General features: G+C 56.8%; 15 protein-coding genes and 1 pseudogene. 12 read left to right on the top strand and 4 right to left on the bottom strand.

Annotated features, from left to right (window positions below; genetic code table 11):
• The first annotated feature begins 50 nt into the window (after window positions 1-50).
• From AC0L3B_RS33090 to AC0L3B_RS33065, 6 genes are all read left to right on the top strand, one after another.
• Window positions 51-1,070 carry a TAXI family TRAP transporter solute-binding subunit gene (locus tag AC0L3B_RS33090; RefSeq protein ID WP_247410991.1) on the top strand — a complete coding sequence of 340 codons (1,020 nt, stop codon included), beginning with the start codon at window positions 51-53 and terminating at the stop codon, window positions 1,068-1,070.
• Window positions 1,067-1,618 carry a hypothetical protein gene (locus AC0L3B_RS33085; RefSeq protein WP_085349056.1) on the top strand — a complete coding sequence of 184 codons (552 nt, stop codon included), beginning with the start codon at window positions 1,067-1,069 and terminating at the stop codon, window positions 1,616-1,618. The genes AC0L3B_RS33090 and AC0L3B_RS33085 overlap by 4 nt, the downstream gene beginning before the upstream one ends.
• A gap of 34 nt (window positions 1,619-1,652) precedes the next feature.
• Window positions 1,653-2,249: a DsrE family protein gene (locus AC0L3B_RS33080; protein WP_085349057.1), complete on the top strand. Its 597-nt coding sequence runs from the start codon at window positions 1,653-1,655 to the stop codon at window positions 2,247-2,249.
• 482 nt (window positions 2,250-2,731) lie between these two features.
• Window positions 2,732-3,028 carry a hypothetical protein gene (locus tag AC0L3B_RS33075; RefSeq protein WP_085349058.1) on the top strand — a complete coding sequence of 99 codons (297 nt, stop codon included), beginning with the start codon at window positions 2,732-2,734 and terminating at the stop codon, window positions 3,026-3,028.
• Between the two features lie 135 nt (window positions 3,029-3,163).
• Entirely contained in the window at window positions 3,164-3,451 is a 288-nt protein-coding gene (locus tag AC0L3B_RS33070) for a DUF7662 domain-containing protein (protein WP_433994716.1), read from the top strand.
• Window positions 3,420-3,662, top strand: a complete 243-nt coding sequence (locus tag AC0L3B_RS33065) for a hypothetical protein (protein ID WP_204510837.1) — start codon at window positions 3,420-3,422, stop codon at window positions 3,660-3,662. The genes AC0L3B_RS33070 and AC0L3B_RS33065 overlap by 32 nt, the downstream gene beginning before the upstream one ends.
• Here AC0L3B_RS33065 and AC0L3B_RS33060 read toward each other — a convergent pair.
• Window positions 3,643-4,173 carry a hypothetical protein gene (locus AC0L3B_RS33060; RefSeq protein WP_240543176.1) on the bottom strand — a complete coding sequence of 177 codons (531 nt, stop codon included), beginning with the start codon at window positions 4,171-4,173 and terminating at the stop codon, window positions 3,643-3,645. The two genes, AC0L3B_RS33065 and AC0L3B_RS33060, sit on opposite strands and share 20 nt — an antisense overlap.
• Before the next feature lie 179 nt (window positions 4,174-4,352).
• On the opposite strand from AC0L3B_RS33060, the gene AC0L3B_RS33055 reads away from it, so the two are divergent.
• On the top strand, window positions 4,353-4,511 hold the full coding sequence (locus tag AC0L3B_RS33055; RefSeq protein WP_018456767.1) for a hypothetical protein: 159 nt from the start codon (window positions 4,353-4,355) through the stop codon (window positions 4,509-4,511).
• 672 nt (window positions 4,512-5,183) lie between these two features.
• Here AC0L3B_RS33055 and AC0L3B_RS33050 read toward each other — a convergent pair.
• The gene (locus AC0L3B_RS33050; RefSeq protein ID WP_018456770.1) at window positions 5,184-5,399 is read right to left on the bottom strand and encodes a hypothetical protein; all 216 of its coding nucleotides are present in this window, start codon (window positions 5,397-5,399) and stop codon (window positions 5,184-5,186) included.
• Window positions 5,400-5,479: 80 nt separating this feature from the next.
• Between AC0L3B_RS33050 and AC0L3B_RS33045 the strand changes: the two genes are divergently transcribed.
• The 5 genes from AC0L3B_RS33045 to AC0L3B_RS33025 all read left to right on the top strand — a co-directional run bounded on the left by AC0L3B_RS33045 (window position 5,480) and on the right by AC0L3B_RS33025 (window position 8,859).
• Window positions 5,480-5,905: a hypothetical protein gene (locus tag AC0L3B_RS33045; RefSeq protein ID WP_157642985.1), complete on the top strand. Its 426-nt coding sequence runs from the start codon at window positions 5,480-5,482 to the stop codon at window positions 5,903-5,905.
• Window positions 5,906-6,677: 772 nt separating this feature from the next.
• On the top strand, window positions 6,678-7,046 hold the full coding sequence (locus AC0L3B_RS33040; protein WP_143273771.1) for a hypothetical protein: 369 nt from the start codon (window positions 6,678-6,680) through the stop codon (window positions 7,044-7,046).
• Window positions 7,046-7,258 (top strand): hypothetical protein, encoded by a 213-nt coding sequence (locus tag AC0L3B_RS33035; RefSeq protein WP_085409711.1) that lies wholly within the window; start codon window positions 7,046-7,048, stop codon window positions 7,256-7,258. The genes AC0L3B_RS33040 and AC0L3B_RS33035 overlap by 1 nt, the downstream gene beginning before the upstream one ends.
• Before the next feature lie 321 nt (window positions 7,259-7,579).
• Window positions 7,580-7,753, top strand: a complete 174-nt coding sequence (locus tag AC0L3B_RS33030) for a hypothetical protein (RefSeq protein ID WP_162847236.1) — start codon at window positions 7,580-7,582, stop codon at window positions 7,751-7,753.
• Window positions 7,754-8,646: 893 nt separating this feature from the next.
• A complete protein-coding gene (locus tag AC0L3B_RS33025; protein WP_018456774.1) occupies window positions 8,647-8,859 on the top strand; it encodes a hypothetical protein in 213 nt (70 codons plus the stop codon).
• Window positions 8,860-8,958: 99 nt separating this feature from the next.
• On the opposite strand, the pseudogene AC0L3B_RS33020 reads toward AC0L3B_RS33025, so the two are convergent.
• A pseudogene (locus tag AC0L3B_RS33020) lies at window positions 8,959-9,154 on the bottom strand (cold-shock protein).
• 396 nt (window positions 9,155-9,550) lie between these two features.
• Window positions 9,551-9,850: a hypothetical protein gene (locus AC0L3B_RS33015; RefSeq protein WP_026233247.1), complete on the bottom strand. Its 300-nt coding sequence runs from the start codon at window positions 9,848-9,850 to the stop codon at window positions 9,551-9,553.
• Window positions 9,851-12,691: the final 2,841 nt, after the last annotated feature.

Genomic DNA, 12,691 nt, shown 5'->3' with positions numbered 1-12,691 from the left:
GAAGAGCGCAGCGGACAAAACAGAGTAGACGTTCCTGGGGAGCCGGATCGATGAAGCAGCTGGTTGGAATACGCTCTTGGTTTCTCCTCATCGTGATAGCCACTCCGCTTTTGATCATGGGCTGTTGCCCAGCAATGGCCCAGCAGACTCCGCGGGCACGTGCGGATCATGCAAGGGCGGAAATTGCGGCCATGAACGATTGGACTGTCGGAATAGCCGGAGGTCTGCTGGAAGGAGCTCCCATTCGGCTTGCCGCGGAAATGGCGCGAGTGGCCGATGATGGAACGGACCTCCACGTGCTGCCCATCGTGACCCGTGGCGCAACCGAAAACGTCAATTCGCTGCTGTATTTGCGGGGCATTGATGCAGCAATCATCAATTCCGACGCACTTGACGAGTACAAGAGCCAAGTGCCGGACATCCAGCGACGGATCACCTATGTGCTCAACCTGTTTCCATCTGAACTGCACGTATTCGTCAGGCCCGAAATTCAGAGCTTGAGTGATCTGGTCGGAAAGAAGGTCAATTTCAACACCCAAGGTACCGCCGCAGCTTATTCGGGCCCGCTGATCTTCAGCCGGCTGGGGATCGAGGTCGATAAGGCATTCATCCCCCATCAGGTTGCGATGGAACAAATGCGCAGGGGTGAGCTGGCCGCCGTCGTTTTCATAACATCGAAGCCGGTGGATGCATTCATACGTGGTCGCTGGGATGCCGGCTTCAAGTTCTTGCCGGTCCCCTACGAGAGCAAGTTCGAAGATTATTATCTGCCATCTTGGCTGGAAGCAGCTGATTATCCAAACTTGATCAGGCAGGGGGAACGCGTGACAACTATTGCCGTTCCAACCGTGCTGGTCGCTTTCAATTGGCCGATCAAATCCAATCGCTTTAATCGTGTGGCGCGCTTTGTTGACCGCCTGTTCTCGCGGATCAACAAACTGCAGGAGCCCGGTTTCGATCCGAAATGGAAGTCGATCAACTTGGCGGCGACGGTCCCTGGCCTGACGCGTTCTCCCGCGGCGCAGGCCTGGCTCGATCGTCTGCCGCGTTCGAGCCAGGCGGCGCAATGACGTTCACCCTGATCGCTCTCGTCGTGACGCTCGCGATCGCAAATGACCTCGCTCGGGCCCGAGGCGCCGAAGACCCTATGGCGCCGGTTCGCGTCTCTGATCGGCCCGCAAATGGAGCCGGGGCGTGGATCGTCAGCGAGACCACCTCGCCAGTTGATTATTCATCGATCATCAAGGCGACACTACCATCTCAAGGGGACGCAGCAATGAGCCTGTCGATACGCTGTCGCGGCGGCCTGACCGAAGTGTTGCTTGATGGAGCCGGCCTGTCGGGCCGTCGCGAGGATTACACCCTATCCCTGCGCATCAATGATGATCCACCTCTTCAGGTCTCAACAATTACGTCGGTACGCGGTGTCGCGCTTGAAGGCGATGTCGTTCGCCTGTTGCAATCGATCCCAGGCCACAGCGAACTTTCCGTGCATGTGTCACGCCGAACGGGGACTAGCGCCGGTGCAGTGTTCGCTCTCGATGGTATCGAGAGCGTACGTGCAAAATTGGCGGCAACATGCAAATGGCCACGCGCGATCGCGAAGCCCAACAATTGATCATGAACCTCAGCTTGCTTGGAGAAACAACATAATGCACAAATTTCCGAAGATTATCACAGCGATGATCGCGACAATCATCTCGCTCCCGGTCGGGCTGTCTAGTTCCGCGGCACAGGAGACTCGCCTGCTCTCGGCACAGCCCAGTTTGCCTGCAGCCTCAACACATGGCGCGGCAAGAACGCACGCGAATTCATCGGCGCGGGCGGCGACGCCAAAACAATTTGAGCTGGCGCGCATCGCGCCATCGTCTGCTGCCAAGAAAGAGCACCGCTTAATCCTTCAGGTCAACACAAGCGACTCCGCGTCAATGAATCTTGCATTGAACAATGCACTCAACGTCGCGCAATACTACAAGGAGGTTGGTGAAGGAGTGAAAGTGGAGGTGATTACCTTCGGCCCCGGCCTCCATATGCTCCGCGATGACACATCGCCGGTGAAAGCGCGAATTGAGGAAATGGCTCTGAGCACGCCGGAAGTATCATTCAAAGCCTGTGGAAACACGCAAGAGAAAATGCAAAAGGCCGAAAATAAAGACATTCCGATCGTTGCCCAAGCCCAAGTGGTGAGGTCGGGCGTCGTTAGGGTGATGCAGTTGCAGGAGCAGGGATGGACCTACGTCAAGCCATGAAATGGCGACCAGACAATGCCTATCGAGCGGCTAGGTGCCGGCCTGCGGTCGCGACACCCCGATCGAGTGGGTCGCCGCAGCCGATGCAAATTGACTGGCCTCGATCGGGACAGATCTATCGCGCGCTATTGACCGGGCAGCGCCAGACCGACTGTCTGATCATGCGCACGAGAGCGACTTCGGGAGCGGGTTGAGCGAACATCGGTTCGTCTCAGTCACTTGCGAGGTCTGGTAGCAATTTTGCGGGGCAGCCCCTGCCCCGCCCATCCTACTCGGCCGCCTGCTAAGGTCGATTGTCCCGTAGCAGCATAGGGTATCGGAGATGCAGGGCGGCGCGAGCTGTGACGCACAGTGCTTCGATTTACGTCAGTTCTGATGACCTCTTTTTCGAGGGCAAGCGATTAAATTACACTGGATTTTATTTTGTTAACGCGTCAGATTTCTAAACTTAAAGTGAGTCGATTTTACGTTGGGGATGTTAAATGGCAAAACCTGCCGTTTCCCGTAATGCCTTTCGAGCGTTATTCGCTCTTTATGCGAAAGCTGATCACAAGCACAATGGCGATTATTGTGTGTTGAAGCTGCCTGGATCCGCTCAAGGCATTCCTGATCGGCTGCTACAGCAGTGGTCGCACCAGGCTGATCTACCCGGCGCTGAAGCCATCGCCAGCACACTGGAGCCGCGCACCCGCGAGATCGTGAATGGTCGTAAACGCTATGACCACGCCAGCGACTTTCTCCACGTGCTGCTGAGAGACCTAGAGCTAAGGGAACACTGAAGAGACGTCGCTGCGTCAGGCTCCGCGAGGTCTTGCAGACCTGAATGATAATGCCTTTTGCCTCCGCGCTCTATATGCACCAGTCTGCTATTCCAATGCCGGGCAGCCGGCCCATTTTGTCGATATGGTGCTCGCATGCCGAGGTCGATTTACCAGCCATTGCATGAAAGGCTGCGAACGGAGAACGGTCAAAGTCTCCGCCTCACCTTTTCAGAAATTGAAGCGATCTTGGGGAAGCCTCTGCCGAGATCGGCCTACACCTTCACTGCGTGGTGGAGCACACTGAAGAGAGCAGGTCCTCAAGCGAGAGCGTGGATATCCGCTGGTTATCGTGTCCGGGTCTCAATGAAGCACCGCATCGTCGAATTCTATCGTTCTGATGTGAACACCAATGATCGTCATGGAACGCCCTGGCTGCATTGAAGCTTCCCATGATGGCGGACCTATCAACCTCGGTGTTCGGGACAAACTGCGAGAACAAGCCGGCGCAGAATCAAGTTGCAACTTCAGGGCCGCAGCGAAAACTGCTGCGGCCCTGTTTTTGAGCGGAAGCCGCGAACCGGATGCTCCGGAACGTGGCGAGAAAACTCTAACGGGAACGCTGCGCGATGGCTTTAAGCCGCATGAGGGTTGACGATGGTGTACCCTCGCAGGGAGCGCGGGTGAATTCGCGTTGCGTGCCCACCTGAGTTGGCATCGTACGCCTTCCAGATGTCACCAGCGATGTGCTGTTCAAGGACGAAGACGTGTCCACGTCGCGCGGCAACCATTCCCGGTGCTGGCGAGGTGCGGGGAAAGCGCAGCCAATTGGCTGCGAGGTTCAGTTCCGGTACTACCCGACCAAACACTCGGATCGCCGCACCACATCCGCAGAACGATCGAGGGCAACCGGCCGGACGACCGCTAACGATCTCACTACTTAAGGCCCCTGAGCTGGCCACAGACATCCGTAGGCTAGCAACGGCACCTCGCTGCAGGCGCGGTGCCGGTCTCGTGTATCTCTGCGCCTGCACCAGCGAAGATGAAAAGTCGCATGGCATAATCACGTTGCATTCAGGTGGCAAAGCGGCGCGCAAGGGGCGCGCTTCAGATGAAATGGATGTCGCAAAAGCGAGCAATAAAGCTACGACTACTCGAGTGAACATGCAGGACTCCGGGTTAATAGCCCTGCCCCGACGCGCAGAAAGCGCCTTTTAATTTGGCGAAATTAAGTTGAAAAACTAGCATTAAATAGGATTTTATGGCCGAGTTAAATCAAGAAAGGAACGTTTCGATTTGCCTCGAGTCCTTGTGCGACCGATCCCTTGTTGTCGTGGATCGATAGATGGAAAAGGCAGTCGCCTACGCAATCTCAGCGGCCCTCGTAGGTATCGGTGTTTTGATACTGGTCGTTGGCCTGTCCTCCAGCTCGCCCGCTTTGTGGGTGATGGTCGCGCTCGTGCCGATCACGATCGGGATCGTGAGCGCTTTTGGCCCCGTGTAAGGATGGGGAAAACGGCCGATGCGTCAGATCGTCTGCATTTTCCGAATCGCGCCTCTGTGCACGCTCTCAACTGGTTTCAGATTTGCGGGTACACGCGCGTGAGCCATTTCGTCTCTATGCTTCTGCTTGCCCTCGCCCTGACGCTGACCTTGTGCTTCGGGGTGGCAGCCTGGCGCGTGTCGGCCGGCAATGACGTCGAGATCACCGCAACGATTCCGCATGGGGAATACGGATGGAGATCGAGGTCGAGGAACTGAATGCCTTGCGCTCACCCTTCGGCTACATCCTGGCGACTATGAACGTGGACCTTGACGACTCGCCATCGAGCGGAGGCTGCCCCGCGTCTCCTACCGTTCCTGCCTCGGGCTCGCCGACGGGCCTTTAGGACCGCAGGTCGTCCGTTCGCAACATAGCGATCAGGTTCGCGACCGCCAGCTCCAGGTGCGGCAGGGCATCACAGGGCTCTGCGGCATCGAGATCGTCTACGTGCCAATTCTGGACCCGGTCCGCGATGGCCAGGAAAGCGGCGTTCGACCATCGATTGATGCTCCGCCTCTTTTAATCCTATGACGATATCTGCTTGCCGGAAGTCAGGTAAGGTGCACGGCAGCGGAAGTTCATCAGCATCGTTGCCGAAAAATCCCCGACACGCGGCGAGGTCATAGCTTACCGTCAACTATTCTGACGAAGGAGGAATGGCATCAGCTTCTCAAAGATTTCTATCCGAAAGCGATCAATCTCCCAACTGAGCGCATCGCTGAATCCCGCGGCATACGCATGGATGATCGCTCGGTCCGCAGTCACTTTGGTCGTCACGCCATTTACGACCACCGAGCCTGTCAGGATCTTTCCGTCCCATTCAACAGCGCGACCATAACCCACCGACATGGCAACTCCAAACACAAGAAGGGTTGGTCTTATGCCGCACCAGGCGGTTATCTCACACCCACGTCGTCGCTTGTTTGTTCGTGCTGCCGCTCATCGTCCTCATCTCGGATAAGTTTGTGAGATTAGCGCAAACCAAAGCAAGGCACGACTGCGCACCACAGTCAGTTCCTTCCGATTCTCTCGATGAATTCCAACGCGGCTGGCGCAATGTCATCGAACTCGACAAAGCAGCGGCGCAGTTCATCTGCGATCTCTACGGTTACATCACGCGACCATCCCTCAACCGTGTTGAAGACCACGATCCGAGCAGGGTGCTTGTATTGACCTTCCATTATTTGGCGCATCAGCGTCGCTCGACCAGTGTCGTCTTCGGAGGTTTCGCTCCAGGCACGGCCGAGCCCACCTCCATAATCCTCGAGCACAAGATAGACGTCACGTGGATATGGATGAGGCACGATGGACGGAGAATGAGGCATGATCCCAAAACTCTGAAAATCGTCATTTAATTTCTATATTAAACTATATTAAATATGGAATTTCAATCTAATTTACAGCCGTCCGGCTGCGCTTTCGATCGGTCGACACTGCCTATCGAGCGACCCACTCGCCGGCACACGCGCTTTTGGAGGCGAGCAAAAAGCGAGCCGTGGGGTAACGGCGGCGGCGATGGCTGTCCCGACGGCAAGGACGACAGGGGCCGCTAACGTTTTTCGGAGGCACGGCGGTTGGTACGGGCTCGCCAATTACCGCGTTTGCCCGATTCCTCTCCCCAACTGGGCGATGCAGTCGGGCCCCAGCTTTCCCCACTGCCCCAAGGCAAGGCTCATTTTGTTCGGCTTGGAACGACTTACTGATTGCCAAGTTTTCCCGTGCCTCCCCAAGGGGCAGCTGCCTTCACCAAGGCGGCTCGATAGCCCCAGCTTCACCGCCCTGAGGCTGGGGTCCTTTTGCTGTCTGGATAGCTGCAGACTCAGGAGGGCGTTGATGCAGGGTTATAGCTCGATCCTTCTTGTCCAACGGTTGAACGACCTCGTTTGTCAACTGTCAGAGCTGGAAGATCTGCGGCTTAAAGTCCAAGAGGCGGAGCGACGCGCCTCGGCTGTACCTGCATTGCAGTCGCCTCCGAGCACTCAATCGCAGCGACGGCGAGCCGCGGGGGAGCGGACCCCCGAGGAGTGACTGGAACCCGATTTATCCTGCGTTAGCGAACGAGCGTAGAGGCTGTGCAGCTCGACTGCCCTGAAGGGAGTGAACTTCACGATCCTCGCGTGGTAGGGCTTGAGCAAGGGGCTTCGCATTCCGCATTTATCTTCGGCTTTCTCGCGCGACAACACGCGCCAGTCAATTATCCGCGCAGAGCGACTGGCCGCCGAACTGATTGAAAATATCGATCGGCTGTTTGCCCCTCTTCCTCTCGATGAGGGAAATAGGGCGCAGCGCGCTCGAGCGGTCGACCAGCGCAAGCGTGTATTGGCGGATTGGCGCAGGCCGCACGCGACAGCAATGGCGATGAGACAGCATGGCGTTCTGAAGCCTTGCCCCACGCTGATGTTCGTCAATGGCGCCAGCGAACTCGACCAAAGCACGACCAGGACTTACGTGATACCTGCGTCATGCTGCTCGATCGGGCTGGCTGCGACTTGCTGATGACCTGCGACATCACTGGGCATTCATACCGAAGCGCGCAGACCATTGTGAAACACTACCGCGCCCGGAAGGCGGCTCAGGCCGAGTCCGGCATCGACTGGCTTGAATTGCAGGTGCGGAAGGAAGGGCTGAACCTGGATCGTCATTCTGTCGGTATTCAGCGGTGCATGGCTCCGGCCAAAGCCTTCGGCTATGCGCGCTCTCGGGCGTGAGAGAGGTGCGCGTGAGCTAGTTCATGTCCGCGCTGCTAGTGGTGACTGCGTTGACGCTGACCCTATGCTTCGGCCTGGCAGCCTCGCGCCAGTCCACCGGCAGGGCAGCCGATTTCACCATTGCCTCCCAAAATTCCAGACTGGGACGCGGATGGGATGCCCCTGAAGACTAATGGCCTCGCCTCGGAAGCAGTAGCATGGCTTCCATTGACGGGGGCTCCCCACCTATCGTGAGCACCGCATCATCAACCGGCAATAAAGGATCTGGAACTATCTTACACGTAGGTTCTTCCGTTCTGATTGGCCACTGGGGGCTAACAGATGACGGATGAACAGCTAGCTCTTCAGGCTGTGAGTGACGCCCAGCGCATTTTGGAAAAATACTTAGAACCGAGGCCCCGGAATAACGAGCGCATCATCTTGGACAAGCTGGTGGAGGTGCTCGAGCGGCCAGATCTTCTGGTCGCTGTTCATCGGATGCAGCGCGGCTCGTAAGCGCGCCGTTGCTGGTCGGCTCGTGCGAATTCGAGCCAGTCCTCAGCAAGCTTTAGCCACGGCTCCGCGTCGACGGGACTGACGGGCTTGCGCCGTCCGTTCCCTGCACACGTCAGCTAACTGGTAGAAGCGAAGTACATCTTCAGACATGCAAAATGACGCGACTAGGCCCATCACCCCGCCTCAAGAGTATCGCCTCTTCCGACACTGCCTGTCGAGTATCTTACATATCATCCTGATTGGGTGACTCCTCGCCCACTGTGCTAACTGGCAACCCCGCCGGCCCGCAGACGCTTTCAAGTGCCGGCTTTGCCGGTTGCCAGCACCATATAGGCAGACGCCGCGTCACAACTCAGCAGGTGGCGTACCAGCCATCAGGAAACGGGAGCGGAGGCCATTCGCCCGCGGTGTCATTCGCGGCCTCCGGCTCGGCGTCGATTGGTCCACCTGCCGAAGGACGCCACGCAGGAGGCGCACCCGGCTCGCGATCATAGGGGTGCTGGTCGGAAGGCGCTGTGCTGCCGAAGTGCATAGACTCTATCGAGGGCATAAGTGCACCCCGCGCTCTTGATATCTCGCAATTAAATAGACAATGCATTTATTAAATATATTAAATGTTTGACTTGTTCAATCGCGAAATGATTGAATAGGTTTGTCCTACGGCGCCCGTGAGCGCGGTATTTTGAGGCCAGCGACCATGTCCTTGGCATTCCCGCACTGGCTGATGATCGCAGGGCGGGGTGACGGCTATATTGGTGTCCTCGTCAGCGGAAAGAAAGCGAACCGGGTTGATCGACCGCCAGGCGAGCCGATCGATGTGCCGGCTTTACCGCTCCTCAACTCGCATGACCCGCAGTAGCTCGCGCGCGTTCCGCTAAGAGCGAAGGTTAGCAATGGCTGTCAGAATTGAATGGGGTCCGCTTGAGGCGATAACGAACGTCCGCAACGAAGCGTGCAAGGCCCGAGACTTCATCATCCAATCCCATGATGGACACGTGCAGGGGCAGATTGTCGTGCCTGACGACGCCGATCAGTTCGTCATGGGGGCATGTGAAATCCGGCTTCTCGAGCTGCTAAAGGACGCCATCAAGGAACTGGAGCGGTGAAAGCGCCGAAGATTGCCGCCAAAGCGAGTACTAAATTCGATACGTGGTCAAAGCGCCCGGCCCGCCTGTGCGAACCGGCGGGCCCTGTCCCAGCCACGCCTACCGTCTCAGATTACCTGCGGACTGCTCGCCCCGATCGCTCACGATCTCGTAGCTCACCTTTGCACCTTCTGCCAAACCACTGAAGCCAGCCTTCTCCACCGCTGAAATGTGGACAAAGACGTCCTTCCCGCCGTCGTCGGGCTGAATGAAGCCATAGCCTTTGGTTGAGCCACTTCACAATACCTGTCGCCACGCACGTCTCTCCTAAATGACCGTCGCCACATGACAGAAGCTGATAAAAACGAAAAGCCCACCAACTTAGGATTTAGTTCAAAATGCGAGTTGGATGAATGACCGCCTGTACTGGGACAGGCGTCATGTTGCCCACATGAGGAAGGCAGCCAACGTGAACCGGCGCCCTCCCGTCAATTTCCCACGGTGGACCAGCAGGGAACGAACACCTCGATAGGGAGCTTGAGAATCTTGCCGGCTCCTCGCGAGCTAACTGAGCGGCCGCGGCCACCCAAAAGTCGGCCTGAAGCCGGAGCAATCTCACTGCTGGCGCCTACACAGCCGGGACGAACTCGTCGGCTTGGAAATGGCCCGCAGTGTGAACCGGCGAATTTTTGTCGCAATCAAATGCGACGCGCTAACGCACTGAGCGCAGATAATGGTCTGGTCGGTTGGCGCGATTCATCTCAGCGAAGGCCTTCCCCAACTCTTCCGCCGTATGCTTCGCCTTGAAATTCTCCCATGCGATCATGAACCGCCCCTTCGCTTCATCGAGTGAGCCAGCTTTCCCGAACGGCGGACCGGGAAGCGTCACGATGCACGTCCACAACCAGAACCCCGGGGAGCATTCGTTGGCGTAGCGGATGCGCCCGACTAGCTGCCGGTCCTCGTGAACCGTGTAATCATCCAGGCCTATCATCCGCAGTGTCAGAGGCATTGTGGCTTGCCGCAGGGTAGAAACGAAGATAAAGCGCGGCGGATTACATTGTGCCAATTAAACCTCGCCTGACCTGCGCGGCGAGGAACCCGTGTCCTCACTGCGCCGTTGCTGTCTCGCTAGCTTGCCCAAGCTGGCGGAGCGGCTCCGGCGTACCTCAAAAGCCAACCCTGAAGCCGGGGCCGTCTCTCCGCCATCGGTCTTTTCGGAGCATATGTTGTTGCGCGGCGCACAACGCAGGTCCTACCGCCATAACCCCAGCTTGAGTCACGACCGCGTGCAGGAAACCGTTTCGAGCCTCACACGCAATGACGCGAAACAACGCCCTCCAAGACTGAACGGCATTGACGTCCTCTCGAGTAGAGTAAGATGAGGAAACTATTTTTCGGTGCGGCCTTACTCGCGATCGCATTCGTGGGGTGTTCAACGATTATCTCGGCCGCTCTTTCTGCAGCCCGGGAGCCAAGGCCGCAACATTCTCCGAACGCTTTGCGCCCGCGCTGAAGTCCGCCTCGAGCGGCTAAATGCACTCATAGCCGTTATGAACCTGATCTGGCGGCGCCTTACTTACATGATACTGGCCGGCATGCGGTCTAAGCTCGTGAGAGCAACGACTAAAACGACCGGTGTGACCGGCGGGTCATTTTTCCACTTTGACAAGATAAATCGACCGCACGATGCGGCGAGCTGACTGAGACGATCATGCGTGATCGCGCGCCGCTTCTCATCGGCTGTTAGTTTCTCGCGTCAGTCAAATCGTGACGAGAACAATAATAATTGCGATTTCAACCAGTAACACCGCTGCTGTCATGGTGGGGACGATAAAAACGTAGCCATGCGGAGGATGATCCGCCTCACCATCGGCCAAGAAACGGCCCCTCACATCTCATGGCGTAAGCAGGGGCGGGATGCGGGAGCCGTTTCTCGGTGGCCAGACGCGTTCGTCCGGCGCCAGGCACTCTCAAATTAATTCTATTTTAAATATCGGTCAACATTTAAATTGGCATTATATTATTTATTTATTTAAAAATGGCCCTGTGCTTTAAAATCGCCCAGCTTGCCTTAGAGCGAGCGCATCCGTCGTTCCCCATCCTTTGCTGCCTCGCAAGAGAGCAGGACGTATCCCCGGACAAACGCGTGCCGGCCGCTATCGCGCATGGCACGGATTGGATCGAGCGTTACCCATGCATTGCCGCGGCCGCTCTGAAGAACCGCCAGAAGCACTTCGTCGTCGAGGGTGAGGAGGTAGTGCTTGGCGTCGATGACGTTTCCGATTTCAACGCCCTGCACTCTCTGCCAGGCAGCTTCAATTTCCCGCGTCTCCGTTGGATTTTTTCAAAGATCCGGTGGCTATGGGCAAGCAGATCCTCGCGCAGTTCGACCCGTCGAAGATACTCCCGAAGGCGCCGAATCTGCCGATGCCTGACCCCGCCCAACCCTACTGAAGCGGGCCGCGACCTGGACCAGGCTCAATTGCGCTTTCAGCACGAGGACGAGAAATTGCTTCCTCGCTTCTAGTCAAGCAAAACGGCCTCGGGACTTAATGGGGCGGTTTCTGCATCCAGGCTCGTTTGTTTTAGGTTACTGACCCCTCGATAAATCCCCGGCTCCATGCCTATGAACTCACTTCGGAGAACGACACGTATGGCGCACGAACTGCAATTTCTCTTTCTCCACGAGATCACGCAGGAGCAGCCCACTGGAGAGGTTCCGAAGCACGACCCAATCCCGCTCCTGATACTCTTTCTTGATCCTCCCAACCGTGTTTGCTGCAAAGTCTTGCGCAACCCGTTGGCTCCTTCGCTTAGGCCGCCCACATACGCCATGATGAGAACTGTCGGAGCGAAGCCCAGCAGGCACGCGACATCTATTGCTTCTGACCCTGTTGATGCTGTCTCGGTTGCCATCACCTTGAAAGCCAAAGAAAGATAACTGTCTCGGTAGCCGTCGCACGTGCCCTTGACGGCGGCGAGAAGAGTCCTCGGCTAGGATTTCTGACGTTCCGATGCTCGCGCACGAAGCTTCGTTTCTCGTGTAGCTGCCCCGCGCACGTTTCTCGTTCACTTGAGCGCGCAACAGCGCCCGCGAGCAAGCATTCGAAATCCATGTGAAGCTTAAACCGAAAGCAGTTCCCGGTCGGCTTACAAATGGAACCAAATTGACCGCCATTAAATGAGAAATTTGATTATGTTATATAATCATGATGACTCCATCGCAAAAACAAAAAATATGTTGGGGGAAAACATGGGAGGAGGTTGAAATGGAAGCTGCCCGCCGCCTGCGTGCAATGGCGCTGCTGTGCCGACAGACTGCCGCACTCCAACCTGAGAGAAGCTGGAAACTGCTTGCAGAGGCAGAGTACTGGGAGCATCTGGCGGCTGCGGCTTCAGTTCATTGAGCTTCGGTGGAGTATTCTTTAGCTTTCGCTTTTCGTCGACTTCTTACTTCAAATCATTTCTGAGGCATGTGATGTCGAGTACGCGTCAGATTTTTTCTAGTGCTGTTCTGAATGAACGGCACCAGGCGCTTCTGGAGGAGCTTAGAGAGGTGGAAAAGCTTCGAAGTAAGCTCCGACATGTAGAAGCAAGAACAAGAAGAAAGCGTACCAAAGCGAGCGGCAGAGCAAGAGCCGTTTAGAGACCGCCGGACCGCAGTAGCGAGCCCCGGTGACGACGTCGCTGCGACATGTCGGCAACCAGCCAGGCCGCGGTGCCTCACAATGCTCGAACTAACTCGGCGGCGAGACCGGCCGTCTATTCAGGATCGCGCGTTAGCTCCGACCTTCATTCGACGTTGCACTTCGGAACACAGCAACGAGTCGATCGCCTTGCCAAAGCTCAA

It is taken from the genome of Bradyrhizobium sp. Kon56 (assembly GCF_055807635.1).
The sequence above is the reverse complement of the archived record's forward strand: the minus strand, read 5'-3'. Positions and strand labels throughout refer to the sequence as shown.

What these genes read in the sequence shown, in the direction of transcription:
- AC0L3B_RS33025 (WP_018456774.1), top strand. Translation starts at nt 8,647, where the DNA reads ATGGCTGTCAGAATTGAATGGGGTCCGCTTGAGGCGATAACGAACGTC.
- AC0L3B_RS33080 (WP_085349057.1), top strand. Translation starts at nt 1,653, where the DNA reads ATGCACAAATTTCCGAAGATTATCACAGCGATGATCGCGACAATCATC.
- AC0L3B_RS33015 (WP_026233247.1), bottom strand. Translation starts at nt 9,850, where the DNA reads ATGCCTCTGACACTGCGGATGATAGGCCTGGATGATTACACGGTTCAC.
- AC0L3B_RS33070 (WP_433994716.1), top strand. Translation starts at nt 3,164, where the DNA reads ATGCCGAGGTCGATTTACCAGCCATTGCATGAAAGGCTGCGAACGGAG.
- AC0L3B_RS33030 (WP_162847236.1), top strand. Translation starts at nt 7,580, where the DNA reads ATGACGGATGAACAGCTAGCTCTTCAGGCTGTGAGTGACGCCCAGCGC.
- AC0L3B_RS33035 (WP_085409711.1), top strand. Translation starts at nt 7,046, where the DNA reads ATGACCTGCGACATCACTGGGCATTCATACCGAAGCGCGCAGACCATT.
- AC0L3B_RS33055 (WP_018456767.1), top strand. Translation starts at nt 4,353, where the DNA reads ATGGAAAAGGCAGTCGCCTACGCAATCTCAGCGGCCCTCGTAGGTATC.
- AC0L3B_RS33085 (WP_085349056.1), top strand. Translation starts at nt 1,067, where the DNA reads ATGACGTTCACCCTGATCGCTCTCGTCGTGACGCTCGCGATCGCAAAT.
- AC0L3B_RS33075 (WP_085349058.1), top strand. Translation starts at nt 2,732, where the DNA reads ATGGCAAAACCTGCCGTTTCCCGTAATGCCTTTCGAGCGTTATTCGCT.
- AC0L3B_RS33065 (WP_204510837.1), top strand. Translation starts at nt 3,420, where the DNA reads ATGATCGTCATGGAACGCCCTGGCTGCATTGAAGCTTCCCATGATGGC.
- AC0L3B_RS33050 (WP_018456770.1), bottom strand. Translation starts at nt 5,399, where the DNA reads ATGTCGGTGGGTTATGGTCGCGCTGTTGAATGGGACGGAAAGATCCTG.
- AC0L3B_RS33060 (WP_240543176.1), bottom strand. Translation starts at nt 4,173, where the DNA reads ATGTTCACTCGAGTAGTCGTAGCTTTATTGCTCGCTTTTGCGACATCC.
- AC0L3B_RS33090 (WP_247410991.1), top strand. Translation starts at nt 51, where the DNA reads ATGAAGCAGCTGGTTGGAATACGCTCTTGGTTTCTCCTCATCGTGATA.